Here is a 16,088-nt window from a genome sequence, read left to right on the forward strand (position 1 = left end):
AGGAGGAGGTGATAATTGAGCCAGCGAGACCTCATGACCCAGCCCATCGAACAAATCGTCCGTCGGAAACTGTCAGACGAGGTATTTGATCGACTAGAACGGTTGATCACGTCGGGCGAGTTGCAGCCCGGCGACGAGATGCCCTCCGAGCGCGTCTTAATGGAGAGATTTGGCGTCGGCCGACCGGCCATCCGCGAGGCGATGCAGTCGCTTGCGAGCAAGGGCCTCGTCAGCATTTCACACGGCGAACGCGCGAGAGTCCTAAAGTTGACGGCACAGTCGATCCTCCGCCAGGTCGACCTGACGGCAAAGATCATGCTGGCTCAGTCAAATGATACGCTGGAGCACTTGAAGAACGCCCGCATCTTCTTCGAGCGCGGCATGGCCCGCGAAGCCGCACAGCGCGCATCGAAGGCGGACATCGTTGATCTGAAGAGCATAATTCAGCGTCAGCGAAATTCGCTTGGCGATGCCGATCGGTTCATCAACGCCGACATGGAGTTCCATACCCGGATCGCCCAGATCTCTGGAAATCCGATCTTTGTCGCCGTCAGCGAAGCCATGCTTGCTTGGCTGAAGGAATACCACACCGACATGCTGATCTGGACTGGCAAAGAGAAATTCACTTTGGTCGAACACGAAGAGATCCTCACCCGGCTCGAGGAACACGATGTCGACGGTTCTGAGACGGCGATTCTAAAGCACCTTGAGCGGTCTCGTGCACTTTATGGGAAATGACGGCTCGGGTGTCGGGAACGGTGGCGCCGCTCACGTTGGCACTCGCGTTTCAATCAAAGGAATTCAAATGTTCGCGGTTCAGCCACGCGGTCGAGCTGTATAACTGTAATCTCAACGGCATACAGCGCTTTCTTCAAGCGCATTCTGATGGCAACAATACCGGCGAAGCCAGGAAGTTTTGTCGACTGTCAAACGCCTTATCGGACGATCCTCTCGGCTGAGCAGTTAACAAACTCGGTAGGCCGAGTCGTCAAATCTCGCCTAGCGCACCGGAAGTATATCCCGTTGACATATCCCATTTGCGGAACTAAATGGGATATGGCATTCGTATACAGCGGAGGATAAGAGATGGAGCAAGGTGCGGTGTTTCAAAGCAATCGTAGCCAGGCTGTTCGGCTGCCGAAGGCCGTCGCTCTGCCTGATGATGTAAAACGCGTCGACATCGTTGCAGTCGGACGCACGAGGATTATTGCCCCTGCCGGAGAAGTTTGGGACAGCTGGTTCGAAGGCGAAGCGGCTACCTCGGATTTTATGACCGAACGTGATCAGCCGGCCTTGCAGGAGCGTGATGCATTTTAATGCTGAAGTACATGCTGGATACCAACATCTGTATTTTTACGGTGAAGAACCGGCCGCAGCAGGTGCGCGAGGCGTTCAACCGCCACCATGGTCAACTCTGCATTAGCTCTGTCAGTTTGATGGAACTAATCTATGGGGCGGAAAAGTCAGCGATTCCAGAGCGGAATCTGTCGGTCGTCGAAGGCTTTGCCGCACGGCTCGAGGTACTTGCATACGACGAGATGGCAGCAAGCCATACAGGTCAATTGCGCGCCGAACTTGCACGCAGCGGTACCCCGATCGGACCTTACGACCAGTTAATTGCCGGTCACGCGCGCTCGCGGGGGCTGATATTGGTCACGAATAATCGGCGTGAGTTTGATCGCGTGCCTGGCCTACGTGTCGAGGACTGGACAGCTTAGGCGCCTTGACTGATCACGACGGGCGACCGCAAGCCTTACGAGCAATGTGGTAACGATGAGGCGAGATCGGAGCGATGGCCCATTAGCCATCGTGCGGAACTCACGCAACAGTTGGAGTTGGAGCGCCCGCTTACCCGTCGCAGGGGTGCTCTGAAACCCTGAACGGTTTCGGCCGGAAATCCGTCCCGACAGCCAGCCTGGAAACCGCTTACACGGATTGAATTCGGTTTACGCGAGGACCGGGCGCCTTCTCGGCTACTTGGGCCAGCTGTTGTGAGTTAGTGTTTTTGCGCTACTTTTTGGCGTGGGAAGGGTTTCCGAATGGGCGTTTTCAGCAATTCAAATTACATTTCACAACAGGACACTTCAACTTTGCGGCTACAATCCATCCATTGTGGCGGAGGAGTTGGAATGTCCGCTTTTGTGCAAAGTAGAAATGTCACTTTGGGCTGCCACGCGGCACGACGACCAGCCCCGATCTGACCGGCTGATCCGGTTGCAAGATCAGATCGGGGCGGGTGAGGGACACCCTCAAGCTTTAGCTTCTCATCCTTTGTCGGTGAAGGCCTCGGTGAATTCGGCGACGATTGCCTTGATCAGACGACCCGTAATCCTGTCCTTCTGCCATAGCGCGGTCATCTCGACAGGCGAGGGCCGCCATTCCGGCAGGACGCGGACCAGATCGCCCGCGGCGAGTGCGCGATCGATCAGGAAATCCGGAAGGTTGGCGACCCCCAGTCCGGAGATCGCGGCCTCGATCAGAATGGTCTGGCGATTGGCGGCAAAGCCGATCTTCGGATGCACCTTCGCCATCTGCCCATCATCGCTTCTCAGATCCCACTCAACCAGATCGCGCCGGATCGCCAATGCTGAGACACCATTGATATCCGACGGCGCCTTCACCTCGGGATGCGCGGCCACGAACGCCGGACTGGCGACGAGCGTTCGCGGCAATGAAGCGATCTTCTTGAACATCAGACCGGAATCCGCCACGGCCCCCATCCGGACAACAAGGTCATAGCCCTCCTCGATCAGCGATACCCGGCGATCCCCGAGCGTCATGTCGATGACGACGTCCGGATACCGTTGCTTGAATCCGATCAGGATCGGAGCCAGCACTTCGGTCGCCAGATCCGGCGGCAGCGAAAGCCTGACCGTTCCCGACAGGGCGACCTTCTCGTCCTGGATGGTCGATACCGCTTGCTCGGCAATCAGGAGCGCGTCCCGGCTGCTGTCGAAGAGCTGCTGACCTTGGTCGGTCAGCACGATGCCCTTCTTCGTCCGACGTACGAGGCGGATGTTCAATGCGTCTTCCAGCGCCGTCAGCCGACGCGACAGCGTCGCCTTGGAAATGCCCGTCGAGCGTTCGGCGGCGGCCAAACCGCCTGCTTCCGCGATGCGAATAAACAGCGCAAGGCCGTCGAAATCTCCGAATGTGGTCATGTTTCATAAATGGAACATAACCTCGGCATTTTTCAAGTCTCCCCTGCCTATCGTTCCAAGATTATCTTCACTGTCGAGCGATGACGCTCTTTTACTGAAGGAGATCACATCATGTCCAAGCTGTTCACACCCGAGAATTCCGCACTGCTCCTGATCGACCATCAGGTCGGCACCATGCAGTTGATCAAGAACATCGACGTCGCACAGGCCAAGCGCATGTCGCTGGCTCTCGCCAAGGCTGCAAGCATCCTCGGCATCCCCACCGTGCTCACGTCCAGCCAGGAAGAACGCCTGCAGGGTCCGCTTCTGCCCGAGCTGCAGGAAATCCTGCCGGACGCATTCGAAAGGCGCGTCAAGCGCGAAGGCATCGTCAATGCGTGGACCGACGCCAACTTCAAGAAAGCCGTCGAAGCAACCGGCCGCAAGAACCTGATAATGGCGGGCGTCACGACCGACGTATGCCTCGTGTTCCCGGCCATCGACGCCGTCGGCGAAGGCTACAACGTCCAGGCCGTCATGGATGCTTCCGGTTCTCCCTACGAACTGTCCGAAGACATGTCGCGCCGCCGCATGCAGGACGCAGGTGTCGTGCTCACGGCGACCAATACCGTAATCGCCGAACTCGCCCAGAATTGGGGCACGGAGAACGGCCAGAAGCTCATCCAGCTGCTGTTCACCGAAGTCCTGCCGCCGATCTCGGCCTAAGGAAAACACGCAAGAAAGGAACGGAAAATGTCCGCCGAAGTCAGACCCATCGAAGGCAACGTCGCGGTGCCTGCCAGCACCCACATGCTGCGATCACACGGCTCCTTCCAGGTGCGCCGCATCCGCCCGGGCGTAGCACTGGGTCAGCCAAACGATCCCGGCTTCGGCGGACTTGGGACCATCGACCACGCGACACTGCAGCCCGGCGTCGTCGTCCGGATGCATGAGCATTGCAACGACGAGATCATCAGCTACATGCGCGCAGGCAACATGAAGCACACCGACTCGGCAGGGCGGAGCGAAGTGATTTCCTCCGACCGTCTGATGGTGATGAACGCGGGCCACGGATTCTCTCACGAGGAGGAGACCGTGGGAAACCAGCAGATCGAAATGCTACAAATCTTCGTTCGGCCCGATGTCGCCGAACTTGACCCGGACGTCCAGTTCGTCGACCTCGACGCTTCAGGACGCGAGAACCAGTGGCGGATTCTCACGGGCCCGGTTGGATCGGCCACTCCCACGTCGGTTCGCCAGGCGGTCTTCCTTTACGACGCGCACCTTTCAGCAGGGTCGAGCATCGATCTCCCGCTCAAGAACGGGTTTGACCGTTGGTTCTACGTGTTCGCCGGGGAAGCAACGGTCGGCGGCCAGATGCTTCGGAAGTATGACGCGCTCATGATCCCAGATCAGGCCGTAACCTCGGTCACGGCCGTTCAGGACTTGGATGTCGTCGTCTTTCTCGTCTGCCGGAAGAACAAGTTCTCCCGCTCCGGGACAATGAGCGGCTGACTTTGACTGCTCCAGAAATGGAGCAGTCATTTCCAAATGCGACCGCTTAATTCCACGATCACAAGCGGACATCTCTTGTAAGACCAGCGGATCACAAGTGAGGAGTTCAGCATGTCCAAAAGAACAGCCGTCGTTACAGGCGGAGCAGCAGGCATCGGCCAGGCCTATGCCATCCGTCTCGCACAGGAAGGCTTCGATATCGCGGTCGCCGACGTTTGCCGCGTCACGTGCTTGGCAATCCAGTTGCCGTAGCAGCCGTCGAAGATACCTTCGCGGTCGTTCGGCAAATAGTGGGTCTCCGGTGCATCGATACCCTGCAGGCGCGCGCAAAAGCAAGCCCCGCTCCGGCGCAGGATCGACCAGAACCGCTCTTCGCCCGGGTTGTTGTCATCCGGCTGGAAGGTGCGGTCGCGCTCGAAGAACGCGCCAACCTTCACCGGCGCTCCGTCTGAAAAATAGGTCGCGGTGGTCAGGTCCGGGATGAATTTTAGTGTGCCGACATCGGACGCGGCATGCGGCCAATATTGGAAGCATCAACCTGTCCGATAATCTCGACATAGCCCATGACCCCTATAGTTGCGATCGCAAATAATCGATTTTGGAGCTGTAGCCTCTGTTCCTTTTTGATTCTGGGAAGTTCTTGGTTACATTCTAGGATCGCAATGTATCTGGTGGAACCCGCGCCGGGCGCACGCCAACGCGTGCCAGCTTCGTCGAACACAAGAGCAAGCGGAGCGGGTTGCCCGGTGAGACCGTTGCCTCGATCACGGTCCGCCAGTCGCCATTAGGTCGGCAAATCCGGGACAATCAATGTCAATGTCGGGAAATAGGTTCGATAGCGACCAACATCACGCGTGGAGTAACGGCAACCCGCTGACGGCCGCATGCGCACCGATGAAGAAGTCTGGGAGAACGCCGGTTCTCGTTGCCCCTGCTTTGCGATATTGTGTGAAGACCTTGCTCGCCAGAAAGAGAGCCTCCCGCGGCACTGGCGCCAGTTCTAACTCGGCTTGATCAAGGAACGCGTCGACTTCTTCGATCCGATCGTAGCGAACGGCCAGTTCCACATAGACGATGTCGTTGATCCACAGTGTCCCCCCAAGACTTGCGTCTTCGAGTTACGCTGTGGACCAATCGGCCCATGTCGGATCATCGGTTACGACGTCGAGAAGAACATTCGTGTCTACGAATATCACGGTTCGCCACGCGTGAGGGCCATGATCGCGTCAGTATCCAGCCCTTTGCCGGCGTGCCCTCGCAGATTTGCGAAGCGGCTGGGTTGCTGTTTTTTGGCGGCATGGACGAGCACTATGCTTCCATCCGGCGCGCGACGGAAATCAACCTTGCTCCCAGGCACTATACCCAAGAGGTCGCGTACTGGTTTGGGGATCGTAACCTGCCCCTTGGCTGTAACCGTCGTCGCCATTGTCGAACCATTGTAAGGAATGATTTTTAGAAGGTATTACTTCGCGGCCCGGTTCTCAAGGGAATTGGGCGAAGAGCAGTCCGACAGAACTTAGAGTGCGAAGGCAGGTGAGCCCTTTGGCACCTGCCTGGTGCGGCAAGCTCTTCCTGCATCGTCTCGGCGGGCAACTTATGCTGCACCGAGAGATTCCACCGCCGTCGCGTCACGTCTTCTTTCAGCCACGCGACCGGCGAATGGGATACTCGCCGGCTCGAACGGCTTGCGCGGCCCTTAGCCTCAATGTCTGGACGGCGCTAACTGCTTTCCCTGATCATCAGTTCGAAACCCAAATCCAGCGCCGGGATCTCGGGCGTTTCGCCATCGAGAAGCTTGAGAAGGCTGGCTGCGGCTTGCTGGCCAATGGTGGCACGGGGCGTACGAACAGAGGTCAGTCGCGGAACCATTTGGCCCGCCCCCGGTAGATCGTTAAATCCGACCACCGAAATCCGCTCGGGGATTGCTACCCCTTTCCGCAGAGCCTCGAATGACGCTCCGAAGGCAAGATCGTCGTTGCAAAAGAAGATCCCGTCTGTGTCGGGATGCGCGGCCAAAAGCTGATTGAAGAGATCGCCGCCAAGTTCCACCGAGGACGGTTCCGGCGTCATGATCTCGATCGCCGGAGAAAGACCAGCCCTGGCAATCGCTTGCTGGTAGCCGTCGCGACGCTGAAGGACGCGCGCATCAAGCTGGGCCCCGACAAAGACCAGCTTTCGCCGTCCGCGCGATAGAAGGTGGTCCGCAACCTTGGCCCCGGCCGCTTCTTGCGAAAAGCCGACACAGACGATGCCCTCTTCCTGCCGCAGTTCCATCATGTATACGCAAGGCACCCCAGCATTTGTCAAAAGCTGTGCTGCGGTTTCGCTACGATTGAAGCCGGTAAGCAGAATGCCGCACGGCTGAAACGAGAGATAGTTCCGAATCAGCTCTTCTTCCTCATCCTGTCGGTAGTGATAGTTGCCGATCAGGACCTCAAATCCGCGTGGGCGCAGCACATCCTGCACCGCCTCCAGGGTCTCGATAAACAGATGGTTCGACAAGGCGGGAACAAGCACAAGGATCGAGTGGCTGCGCGCCGAAGCAAGTGTGCGCGCCGCCGGGTTGGGCACATAGGCGAGCGCCTTGGCGGCGTCGTGCACCCTGATTGCAAGCTGCGGGTCGACCGTTGCAATTGAGCGCAGTGCGCGTGAGGCCGTTATCTGCGACACGCCTGCCCGTGCTGCAACCTGCGCAAGTGTGGGTCGGCCCGTGGCTCGCGACGGGGTGTGTTTCATGATAGTTTCCTCCAACTTGCCAAATCCTACTACAACGATTAGTAAGACAGCGCTATCTCAAAGTCGTTTTGGCGTCTTTGCGGGAGAAAACAGCGTCGATTTGCGAGTTTTGAATCGGCCAGGGTTCTACCGGCAATCTATTTTCAAAGAAGCGAGATAGCGCTATCTCGAGGAGGGTAGAATGGGAAAAATGCCAGCCGTTGTGGTCATGGGCGTTTCCGGCTGCGGCAAAAGCAGCGTCGGCCGGGCCATTTCGGATGCCGTCAACGGCACGATGATCGAAGGCGATGCCTTTCATCCGGAAGAAAATATCAAGAAGATGAGCGCGGGCCACCCGCTCACCGACGAGGACCGGGCTGGCTGGCTGGCTCGCCTCGCGACAATCTTGTCGGACGCGGTCAAGAACGGCGAGCGGCCGGTGCTCGCATGCTCGGCGCTGAAGAAAAGCTACCGCGACATTCTGCGCAGCAAGACGCCCGGCCTCGGGTTTGTGTTTCTGGAGCTGACGAGAGAGGTGGCGGGCGAGCGCGTTAGCCATCGGCCGGATCATTTCATGCCCGCAAGCCTTATCGACAGCCAGTTTGCGACCCTCGAGCCACCCCACGGCGAGGCGAACGTTTATGCTGTAGACGCGACCTTGCCGATCGCGGAGATCGCGCGCGGGGCGGTTGCATGGTGGGAACACACGTCCCTTGCTGACGGCCAGCCAATGCAGCCGACAAGCGCCTAAGCGGCTCGCTCAAAACGTAAATCGGACGGCGGGCCGCACAGGCGCCTGCCTCAACAAGAAGCTTTCATGGAGAAATTTCAATGTTTGGACTGACGCGGGAGACCTATCTTCTGCTGGATGCTGGCGTGACCATTGTTGGCCTCGTGCTCCTCATCACGCGCTTCAAGATACACCCCTTCATCGCGCTCACCATCGCCGCGGGTTTCCTTGGCCTCACCTCCGGCATGCCGACGGAGCTGGTGATGAAGTCCTTTCAGGAGGGCTTCGGTGGGGTTCTCGGATTTGTAGGCATTGTGCTTGGCCTTGGAACCATGCTCGGCAAACTGATGGCTGAATCCGGCGGCGCGGACCAGATTGCCCAGACCCTGATCCGCACTTTCGGCAAGGAACGGGTACATTGGGCGATGATGCTCGCTGCTTTCCTCGTCGGGCTTCCGCTCTTCTTCGAAATCGGCTTCGTGCTTCTCGTACCGCTGGTCTACATCGTCGCGCGCCGGTCGGGCGTGTCGATCGTTAAGATCGGTATACCGCTTCTAGCTGGTCTATCGGTCGTCCATGGCTTGGTGCCACCCCATCCGGGCCCGCTTCTCGCCATCAGCGTCTTCGGCGCGGATATCGGCAAGACGATCTTCTACGGTCTCATCGTCGGCTTACCGACTGCTGCGATTGCAGGGCCGATCTTCGGCGCCTTCATCGCCAAGAGAATCCCGGGTGAAGCGTCGCCGGAGCTAATGGAGCAGTTCGTGCGCGAGGATGTGGATACAGCCAAGCTGCCAAGCTTCTCTGTGACGCTGATTACCATCCTGATGCCTGTGTTCCTGATGCTTCTCAAGGCACTCGCCGATATCTCTCTTCCCGAGCACCACGCCGTGCGAGTCTGGATGGACCTGATCGGCCACCCGATCACCGCACTGCTCGTGGCGCTGCTCATCAGCTTTTATACCTTCGGATCCTATTGCGGCTTCTCGCGCGACACGATCACCAAACTGCTGAACGAGAGCCTTGCGCCGGTGGCCTCCATTGTGCTCATCGTCGGTGCCGGTGGCGGCTTCAAACAGATGCTCGTTGCCAGCGGCGTCGGCGATGTCATCGGAAAAATGGCCGTCCAGGCCGACGTATCGCCAATCCTTCTGGCCTGGCTCGTCGCCGCCGTGATCCGCATTGCGACGGGCTCGGCGACGGTTGCCACGATCACCGGTGCTGGGATCGTCGCTCCGGTCGTCGCGTTGGTGCCGGGCGTTAACCGCGAGCTGCTCGTGCTCGCAACCGGCGCCGGGTCGGTCATACTCTCGCATGTCAACGATGCGGGCTTCTGGCTGGTAAAGCAGTACTTCAACATGACGGTGGGCGAAACCTTCAAGACCTGGAGCGTCATGGAGACGATCATCTCCGTGATCGGTCTCGGCTTCGTGCTGCTGCTGTCGCTCGCCGTGTGAGCGGCGGTTGACCCTGATCGAAGGCGGCGGGTAGAAGGGCCGCCTCGACGCCGTGCTTGCGCACTCCCAAGAGGCAATCATGGAGGAAAAAAGCCCCGGCGGCGCGCCGGGCAGGACAAGAACCCGCTGCTGGAGGAATGGCGCACGGTGGCTGACTGAAAGGGAAGGTCTGCTGCCAGTGCTGCGGGCTGTCTTGTTGCGCTCGACGCCTGGAATGTGTTGCTGGTGCTGCAGCACGGAAACACACGAGTGGTTGCTACCAATGGCGGCGCATAGCATTGCCGATCAATGCCGTGCTAGGTTGCTTTTTCTTTCCTTATGAGACGCATTTGCGCAACAACTACAATCATGGATTGCAGATGGCGTAAGCGTTATTTCGGAACTTATGAAAGTTGATTTCCAACTTCATCTTCCTTTTTCAACAAGCGTGACGTCGGACTGACCCGTACCCCACCCAGCGATAGCAGCAAGCACCTCGAGCTCCTCGTACAGAGATTCCGCAAAGCTGCGCAGCACCATCAGCTCGAAGTCGCAGGCACCGGTGCGTGCGACCTGCACTGATATGTGGCCGAAGAGCGTCACCGCGGCGTGTCCCTCAGGGAAGGCTGACGGATGAAGGTCGACCGCCGTGCCCTTGCTCAGCAATTGGGCGGCAAGCGGGCCAGAGACGCCGATGCGGACGCGGCCATGGCTCTGGTCAGAGACGAAGGCGCTACCGGCAAGAGCGTTGGAGAAATCCTGAATAAGGGCCTTGGAGAGCATATCGTTGCCGGCGATGAACCATTGCCGGTATCCGGCCGGCCGCACGGCGCTGTCCTTGATGCCAGCCGCTGAAAGATGTGCCTCGAGGCCTTCGGTCGTTGTCGCTCCCATCACCTGCAGCAGATGGCCCTCGGGCAGGGCCTCGAGCCGGATGCCCGGACCTTGCGAAATGGCTTTGTCGGCAAGGACCGACCTTTTTTCAGGAAGATCAGGCATGGAGCTTCTCATTTTCAGGGTCGATGAAGACCGGGCTGCAGAGCTGCCCTTCGGTGAATTCGCTTCGAAGGCCGTTCCAGATCAAGACTTTCTCGCCGATCCGCTCCGGCCCGTTCTTGACCAGCGCTAGACCGATCGTATGCCCAAGGCTCGGCGAAAAGGCACTCGACGTCACATAGCCCTGATCGTTTTCCAGCGTTGCTGGCGCACCGTCCGCGAGGATATGGGCGCCTGTGCGGAAGCTTGTCGCCGGATCCAGTGGCTTGACGCCGACGAGGTGTGGGCGGTCGGTGGCCTGAAGACCCTCGCGGGCAAGCATCGCCTTGCCGATGAAATCTGCCTTCGTCGCGGAGACCATACGGGCGAAGCCGAGATCACCCGGCGTCACGGTGCCATTGATTTCGGCATGGGTGACATGGCCCTTCTCGATACGCATGACGCCGAGCGCCTCGGCACCATAGGGGCAGATCTCGTACTTCTGCCCCGCCTGCATGATGGCATCGGCGACGGACTCGCCATAGGCAGCGGCTACGCCGAGCTCATAGGCGAGTTCGCCGGAAAACGAGATGCGAAAGAGCCGGCCCTCGAGCTTGCCGCCGAACAGCGTCACCGCGCGTGCGCCCATGAATGGGAAGGTGGCATCGGATATGTCCTCATCGACGATCTCGGAGAGGATCGCCCGGGATTTCGGCCCCGCGACCGCCATCTGCGCCCATTGGTCGGTGGAGGAGGCAAAGTAGACCTCAAGCTCAGGCCAGAGCGTCTGAGCGCAGAATTCGAGGTGGGTCAGCACGCCGGCCGCAAGGGCTGTCGTCGTCGTCATGAAGAAATGTTCTTCGCCGAGACGACTGGTGGTTCCGTCATCATAGATCATGCCGTCTTCACGCAGCATGATGCCGTAGCGCGCCTTGCCGACGGAAAGCTTGGCGAAGCCGTTGCAATAGATGCGGTCGAGGAAGGTCGCCGCGTCCTTGCCGAAAATCTCGATCTTGCCGAGCGTCGAGACATCGCAGATGCCGGCATTCTTGCGGATGTTCAGCACTTCGCGGTCGACGCTCTCGCGCCAGCTCTTTTCACCCTCGCGCGGGAACCAGGAGGAACGATACCAGAGCCCGGTCTCGACGAAGACCGCGCCGTTCTTCTTCGCCCAGTCGTGCAAAGGTGATTTGCGCGCGGGCTGAAAGTGCTTGCCGCGCGATGAACCGGCAAGCGCGCCGAAGGAGACCGGCGTATAGAAGGGCCGGAATGTCGTGGTACCGACTTCGGCGGGCGACACCCCACGGGCCTCGGCGAGAATGCCGATCGCGTTGATATTGGAGAGCTTGCCCTGATCGGTCGCCATGCCGTTCGTCGTATAACGCTTGGCAAGCTCGACATGCCCATAACCCTCACGCACGGCAAGGCCGAGGTCCTTGAGGTGGACATCGTTCTGGTAATCGACGAAAGCCTTGCCCTTGCCACCCTTGACGGACCAGAGCGGCGAGGCGGAAGCCTGTATATCTTCCACCGGCGGGAAGGCAGGCTCGATCTTGGCGAGACCGACCGCCTCCAGCGCCTCTACTGCCTTGCGCGCGCCGTCACCTAGGCACGCATCGGTCGAGGCAAGACCGGCAGCCGAACCCGCGATTAGCAGTCCCTCCTGCCGCTCCGGCGCGAGAAAGGCTGCATGCTTGTCGGACCAGGCCGGCCTTGCACCGCGATGGCAGGCGAGGTGAATGATCGGGCTCCAGCCGCCGGACATGGCAAGCGTATCGGCTTCGACCTGTTGTATTCCTGCGGCCGTCGCAATGCTAACCCGACGCAGCCGCTTGCCGCCTTGCGCATCGATGATGCGGGCACCGGACAACAAGGGGGCTTTGCCGCTCCAAGCGTCGTTTGCCCCAGCGCGGCTGTCGACGATGGCGGCGACTTCGATACCTGCCGCTTCGAGATCGGCTGCCGTTTGGTAGCCGGACCTGTTCGTGGTGAAGACAACGGTCCGCTTGCCCGGTGCGACCGCATGGCGGTTCAGATAGCTGCGCATGGCGCCCGCCATCATGACGCCCGGAATGTCGTTGCCACCGAAGACGAGGGGCCGCTCTTCGGCGCCGGTGGCAAGAATGGCCTGCCTGGCGATGATGCGCCAAAGGCGCTCGACCGGCCGGTGCGCATCCGGCGTTGCGACATGTTTCTGCACACGCTCGACGGCGCCGAAGACGTTGTCGTCATACCAGCCGATGACGGTCGTGCGCGGCAGGCATTGGATGTTAGGCAGGCTTTCGAGTTCGTTCAGAATGTCGCCAAGTGGTGATTGACGATCAGCAAGGAAGCTGCCGCCAAGGGCAAATCCTTCGTCTGCAAGCAATACGCGCGCTCCGGCGCGTCCTGCCGTCAGCGCGGCGGCGAGCCCCGCAGGCCCCGCGCCGATGACGAGCAGGTCGCAATGCGCCCAGCATTTCTCGTAGGAATCGGGGTCCGTCTCATAGGATGCCTTACCGAGGCCGGCGGCCTTGCGGATGAGCGGTTCGTAAACCTTCTCCCAGAAGGCGGCCGGCCACATGAAAGTCTTGTAGTAGAAACCGGCGCCGAGGAAAGGCGAGAGCAGTCCGTTGACGGCGCCGACATCGAAGCTAAGCGAGGGCCAGCGGTTCTGGCTGCGCGCAACCAGCCCCTCATGCAGTTCGATCATCGTGGCGCGGCTGTTGGCCTCCGTCCTGCCTCCGGCTCCGGTGGTCACCAGCGCGTTGGGTTCGGCCGCACCCGCCGTCAGAATGCCGCGCGGCCGGTGGTATTTGAAGCTGCGCCCGACGAGCTGGATCCCGTTGGCAAGCAGGGCGGAGGCGAGCGTATCGCCGGGGTGGCCTGTGAGATCCGCGCCGTCGAAGCTGAAACCGATGCTCTTGAAGCGGTCGATCCGGCCGCCGAAAGAAAGGCGGAAACTGGTCATGCCTGATCTCCGAGCTTGGCAAGGGCTGCGTCGCTGACGCCGTAGACCAGGTGGGTAACCGTATCTCGCTCGACGACCAGCCAGCGGCGGCAACCGGAGGAATGGTGCCAATATTCTTTGTGCCGTCCTTTCGGATTGTCACGCAGATAGACGTAGTCGTACCAGACGTCGGGACCGGCAGTGGGAGCCGGGCGAGCAAGGCTTGCGTCGCCCTTGATGGTAAATTCCTCCCTGGGACGAATGCCGCAGTGAGGGCAGGAAATCAGGCTTGCCATGTCGTCATATCCTCAATGCAGGTTCGGCTGGGCGCCGACGCCCTTTTCATCGATCTGGTAACCGCGCTGGAACCGGTCGAGGCGCAGTTCCCGCGCCGTCTCGTGCGGCTCGTTGCGGGCGATCAGATGGGCGTAGCAGTAGCCGGAGGCGGGTGTCGCCTTGAAGCCGCCGTAACACCAGCCGGCGTTCAGATAGAGATTGTCGATATGGGTGCGGTCGATGATCGGCGAGCCGTCCATGCTCATATCCATGACGCCGCCCCATGTGCGCAGGTAGCGCACGCGGGTCAAGGCAGGGATCAGGGCGACGCCGGCCTCGGCGACATGCTCGACGGTCGAAAGATTGCCGCGCTGGGCATAGGAATTATAGCCGTCGATATCGCCGCCGAAGACGAGGCCGCCCTTGTCCGATTGCGAGACATAGAAATGGCCGGCGCCGAAGGTGACCACGGTATCGATGAACGGCTTCAGCCCTTCGGAGACGAAGGCTTGCAGCACATGGCTTTCGATCGGCAGGCGCAGGCCCACCATGTCGGCGACGACAGTGGAATTGCCGGCGGCCGCCAGCGCCAGCTTGCCGCAGCCGATAAAGCCCTTGTTGGTCTCGACACCGGTTACGCGGCCGTTCTCGCTGCGGATGCCAGTTACCTCACAGCCAGTGATGATGTCGACGCCGCGGCTGTCGGCGCCGCGGGCATAGCCCCAGGCGACCGCATCGTGGCGTACCGTGCCGCCGCGCGACTGGAACAGGCCGCCCATGATGGGGAAGCGGGCATTGTCGAAATCAAGGAAGGGGAGTTTCAGGCGTACGGCCGCCCGGTCGAGCAATTCGGCATCGACGCCGTGCAGCCGCATGGCGTTGCCGCGCCGTGTATAGGCATCGCGCTGGGCGTCGGAGTGGAAGAGGTTGAGCACGCCGCGCTGCGAGACCATGGCATTGTAGTTGAAATCCTGCTCCAGCCCTTCCCAGAGCTTCATCGATAGCTCGTAGAAGGGATTGTTGCCGGGCAGCAGGTAGTTCGAGCGGATGATCGTCGTGTTGCGGCCGATATTGCCGGAACCGAGATAGCCCTTTTCCAGCACGGCGACATTGGTGATGCCGAAGGTCTTGGCGAGATAATAAGCCGTCGCCAACCCATGACCGCCGCCACCGACGATGACGACGTCATAGTGCGGCTTCGGCGCGGGCTGACGCCAGGCCGGAGCCCAGCCGGCATTGCCGCGAAGACCGTTGAGGAAAATGGAGAGAGCGGAATAGCGCATGGATTCATCCGAGTGGAATTGCGCTCATGATGGCAGAACGGCATTTGCCGACTTGCCTATTCAGGACATATTTCGATAGAAAAGGGACATGTCTTCGATCGATGCGAGAAACGTTCAGCATATCGGCTTCATCCTGATCCCAGAATTTGCGCTGATGTCTTATGCCTCGGCGAGCGAGCCGCTGCGCGCCGCCAATCTGCTGGCCGGACGCGAGATCTATCGATTGTCGACCTTCTCGCCGGATGGTGCGCCGGCATTGTCGTCCGGTGGCGTGCCCGTGCCGGCGGCACCGCTTCCCGGACGTGGCTCCGGGCTTGCAACGGTCTTCGTTTGTGCCGGCGGCTCGCCACGCGACTGGCATTATCCGGCTGTGCTGGCTTGTCTGAGGCAGTTGGCGCGTGAGGGGGTGCGTATCGGCGGCATTTCCGGCGGTCCCTATCTGCTGGCCGCGGCCGGTCTTTTGACAGAGCGCGATTTCACCATCCATTGGGAGCACGCTCCGACGCTGCTCGAGGCTTTTCCGGCGCTGTCGCCGCGTCAGGCCCGCTTCGTCGTCGACGGCAACCGCATCACCTGCGGCGGCGGGATAGCCCCGCTCGACATGATGCATGTGCTGATCTCCGAACGTATGGGGCCGGATTTCGCCCGCCGCGTCAGCGATTGGTATCTGCACACAGAGGTGGGGGAGCCGACGGCGCCGCAGCGAGGGTCTCTGGCCGAGCGTTACGGCGCCCACCATCCCGGTCTTCTAAGCGTGCTGGAGAAAATGGAGGAGACGATCGAACTGCCGCTCGACCGCACAGCCATGGCGCGAATTGCAGGTGTCACGCCGCGCCATCTAGACCGGCTGTTTGCTGCGCATCTGGGCTCGACGTTCCTCGATCAATATCGCCGCATCAGGCTGCAGCATGCGCGGCGGCTGCTCGAACAAAGCCCGCTTTCGATTTCCGAAATCGCCATCGCGACAGGCTTTTCCAGCGGCGCCCATTTCTCGCGAGCCTATCGCAATCTCTATGGCATCGCTCCAAGTGAAACCCGCCAGGTGTGACTTTCGCCGTAGTTGAGAAAATTTCACTGCGAAGATAGAGT

At 60.2% G+C, this 16,088-nt stretch carries 16 protein-coding genes and 1 pseudogene; 9 read left to right on the forward strand and 8 right to left on the reverse strand.

Annotated features, from left to right (window positions below):
• The first annotated feature begins 33 nt into the window (after positions 1-33).
• The 3 genes from PMI09_RS01420 (at position 34) to vapC (ending at position 1,718) form a co-directional block, all read left to right on the forward strand.
• Entirely contained in the window at positions 34-738 is a 705-nt protein-coding gene (locus PMI09_RS01420; protein WP_037081491.1) for a transcriptional regulator NanR, read from the forward strand.
• A 348-nt stretch (positions 739-1,086) separates the two neighbouring features.
• Complete coding sequence (gene vapB / locus PMI09_RS01425) at positions 1,087-1,317, forward strand: type II toxin-antitoxin system VapB family antitoxin (RefSeq protein WP_007788143.1); 231 nt, start codon at positions 1,087-1,089, stop codon at positions 1,315-1,317.
• Entirely contained in the window at positions 1,317-1,718 is a 402-nt protein-coding gene (vapC, locus tag PMI09_RS01430) for a type II toxin-antitoxin system tRNA(fMet)-specific endonuclease VapC (protein ID WP_007788145.1), read from the forward strand. Before vapB ends, vapC begins: the two co-directional genes overlap by 1 nt.
• Before the next feature lie 546 nt (positions 1,719-2,264).
• Here the strand turns inward: vapC and PMI09_RS01435 are convergent.
• The gene (locus tag PMI09_RS01435) at positions 2,265-3,161 is read right to left on the reverse strand and encodes a LysR family transcriptional regulator (protein WP_007788148.1); all 897 of its coding nucleotides are present in this window, start codon (positions 3,159-3,161) and stop codon (positions 2,265-2,267) included.
• A 111-nt stretch (positions 3,162-3,272) separates the two neighbouring features.
• Between PMI09_RS01435 and PMI09_RS01440 the strand changes: the two genes are divergently transcribed.
• The 3 genes from PMI09_RS01440 to PMI09_RS31130 all read left to right on the forward strand — a co-directional run bounded on the left by PMI09_RS01440 (position 3,273) and on the right by PMI09_RS31130 (position 4,907).
• A complete protein-coding gene (locus tag PMI09_RS01440) occupies positions 3,273-3,866 on the forward strand; it encodes an isochorismatase family protein (protein WP_007788150.1) in 594 nt (197 codons plus the stop codon).
• 27 nt (positions 3,867-3,893) lie between these two features.
• Complete coding sequence (locus tag PMI09_RS01445; RefSeq protein ID WP_007788152.1) at positions 3,894-4,655, forward strand: pirin family protein; 762 nt, start codon at positions 3,894-3,896, stop codon at positions 4,653-4,655.
• Positions 4,656-4,766: 111 nt separating this feature from the next.
• Complete coding sequence (locus tag PMI09_RS31130; RefSeq protein ID WP_244423702.1) at positions 4,767-4,907, forward strand: SDR family NAD(P)-dependent oxidoreductase; 141 nt, start codon at positions 4,767-4,769, stop codon at positions 4,905-4,907.
• A 532-nt stretch (positions 4,908-5,439) separates the two neighbouring features.
• Here PMI09_RS31130 and PMI09_RS01455 read toward each other — a convergent pair.
• From PMI09_RS01455 to PMI09_RS01465, 3 genes and pseudogenes are all read right to left on the reverse strand, one after another.
• A pseudogene (locus PMI09_RS01455) lies at positions 5,440-5,851 on the reverse strand (type II toxin-antitoxin system VapC family toxin).
• A complete protein-coding gene (locus PMI09_RS01460) occupies positions 5,848-6,081 on the reverse strand; it encodes an AbrB/MazE/SpoVT family DNA-binding domain-containing protein (RefSeq protein WP_007788156.1) in 234 nt (77 codons plus the stop codon). The pseudogene PMI09_RS01455 and the gene PMI09_RS01460 overlap by 4 nt, the downstream one beginning before the upstream one ends.
• Positions 6,082-6,374: 293 nt before the next feature.
• Complete coding sequence (locus tag PMI09_RS01465) at positions 6,375-7,391, reverse strand: LacI family DNA-binding transcriptional regulator (RefSeq protein WP_007788158.1); 1,017 nt, start codon at positions 7,389-7,391, stop codon at positions 6,375-6,377.
• 181 nt (positions 7,392-7,572) lie between these two features.
• Here PMI09_RS01465 and PMI09_RS01470 point away from each other — a divergent pair, with 181 nt between their 5' ends.
• Entirely contained in the window at positions 7,573-8,121 is a 549-nt protein-coding gene (locus tag PMI09_RS01470) for a gluconokinase (RefSeq protein ID WP_007788160.1), read from the forward strand.
• 80 nt (positions 8,122-8,201) lie between these two features.
• Positions 8,202-9,557: a GntP family permease gene (locus PMI09_RS01475; protein WP_007788162.1), complete on the forward strand. Its 1,356-nt coding sequence runs from the start codon at positions 8,202-8,204 to the stop codon at positions 9,555-9,557.
• A 405-nt stretch (positions 9,558-9,962) separates the two neighbouring features.
• Here PMI09_RS01475 and PMI09_RS01480 read toward each other — a convergent pair whose 3' ends face one another.
• From PMI09_RS01480 to PMI09_RS01495, 4 genes are read right to left on the reverse strand one after another with little or no spacing between them, the layout of a single operon-like run.
• A complete protein-coding gene (locus tag PMI09_RS01480; RefSeq protein ID WP_007788164.1) occupies positions 9,963-10,535 on the reverse strand; it encodes a sarcosine oxidase subunit gamma in 573 nt (190 codons plus the stop codon).
• A complete protein-coding gene (locus PMI09_RS01485) occupies positions 10,528-13,461 on the reverse strand; it encodes a sarcosine oxidase subunit alpha family protein (RefSeq protein ID WP_007788165.1) in 2,934 nt (977 codons plus the stop codon). Before PMI09_RS01485 ends, PMI09_RS01480 begins: the two co-directional genes overlap by 8 nt.
• Entirely contained in the window at positions 13,458-13,736 is a 279-nt protein-coding gene (locus PMI09_RS01490) for a sarcosine oxidase subunit delta (RefSeq protein ID WP_007788166.1), read from the reverse strand. The genes PMI09_RS01485 and PMI09_RS01490 overlap by 4 nt, the downstream gene beginning before the upstream one ends.
• A gap of 12 nt (positions 13,737-13,748) precedes the next feature.
• Positions 13,749-14,999, reverse strand: coding sequence for a sarcosine oxidase subunit beta family protein (locus tag PMI09_RS01495; RefSeq protein ID WP_007788167.1), 1,251 nt, complete (start codon positions 14,997-14,999; stop codon positions 13,749-13,751).
• Positions 15,000-15,087: 88 nt separating this feature from the next.
• On the opposite strand from PMI09_RS01495, the gene PMI09_RS01500 reads away from it, so the two are divergent.
• Positions 15,088-16,047 (forward strand): GlxA family transcriptional regulator, encoded by a 960-nt coding sequence (locus PMI09_RS01500; protein ID WP_007788168.1) that lies wholly within the window; start codon positions 15,088-15,090, stop codon positions 16,045-16,047.
• Positions 16,048-16,088: the final 41 nt, after the last annotated feature.

This window comes from Rhizobium sp. CF122, assembly GCF_000282035.1.
Classification (GTDB): Bacteria; Pseudomonadota; Alphaproteobacteria; order Rhizobiales; family Rhizobiaceae; genus Rhizobium.

What these genes read in the sequence shown, in the direction of transcription:
- PMI09_RS01480 (WP_007788164.1), bottom strand. Translation starts at nt 10,535, where the DNA reads ATGCCTGATCTTCCTGAAAAAAGGTCGGTCCTTGCCGACAAAGCCATT.
- PMI09_RS01435 (WP_007788148.1), bottom strand. Translation starts at nt 3,161, where the DNA reads ATGACCACATTCGGAGATTTCGACGGCCTTGCGCTGTTTATTCGCATC.
- PMI09_RS01460 (WP_007788156.1), bottom strand. Translation starts at nt 6,081, where the DNA reads ATGGCGACGACGGTTACAGCCAAGGGGCAGGTTACGATCCCCAAACCA.
- vapC (WP_007788145.1), top strand. Translation starts at nt 1,317, where the DNA reads ATGCTGAAGTACATGCTGGATACCAACATCTGTATTTTTACGGTGAAG.
- PMI09_RS01485 (WP_007788165.1), bottom strand. Translation starts at nt 13,461, where the DNA reads ATGACCAGTTTCCGCCTTTCTTTCGGCGGCCGGATCGACCGCTTCAAG.
- PMI09_RS01470 (WP_007788160.1), top strand. Translation starts at nt 7,573, where the DNA reads ATGGGAAAAATGCCAGCCGTTGTGGTCATGGGCGTTTCCGGCTGCGGC.
- vapB (WP_007788143.1), top strand. Translation starts at nt 1,087, where the DNA reads ATGGAGCAAGGTGCGGTGTTTCAAAGCAATCGTAGCCAGGCTGTTCGG.
- PMI09_RS01495 (WP_007788167.1), bottom strand. Translation starts at nt 14,999, where the DNA reads ATGCGCTATTCCGCTCTCTCCATTTTCCTCAACGGTCTTCGCGGCAAT.
- PMI09_RS01440 (WP_007788150.1), top strand. Translation starts at nt 3,273, where the DNA reads ATGTCCAAGCTGTTCACACCCGAGAATTCCGCACTGCTCCTGATCGAC.
- PMI09_RS01445 (WP_007788152.1), top strand. Translation starts at nt 3,894, where the DNA reads ATGTCCGCCGAAGTCAGACCCATCGAAGGCAACGTCGCGGTGCCTGCC.
- PMI09_RS01475 (WP_007788162.1), top strand. Translation starts at nt 8,202, where the DNA reads ATGTTTGGACTGACGCGGGAGACCTATCTTCTGCTGGATGCTGGCGTG.
- PMI09_RS01420 (WP_037081491.1), top strand. Translation starts at nt 34, where the DNA reads ATGACCCAGCCCATCGAACAAATCGTCCGTCGGAAACTGTCAGACGAG.
- PMI09_RS01465 (WP_007788158.1), bottom strand. Translation starts at nt 7,391, where the DNA reads ATGAAACACACCCCGTCGCGAGCCACGGGCCGACCCACACTTGCGCAG.
- PMI09_RS31130 (WP_244423702.1), top strand. Translation starts at nt 4,767, where the DNA reads ATGTCCAAAAGAACAGCCGTCGTTACAGGCGGAGCAGCAGGCATCGGC.
- PMI09_RS01500 (WP_007788168.1), top strand. Translation starts at nt 15,088, where the DNA reads ATGTCTTCGATCGATGCGAGAAACGTTCAGCATATCGGCTTCATCCTG.
- PMI09_RS01490 (WP_007788166.1), bottom strand. Translation starts at nt 13,736, where the DNA reads ATGGCAAGCCTGATTTCCTGCCCTCACTGCGGCATTCGTCCCAGGGAG.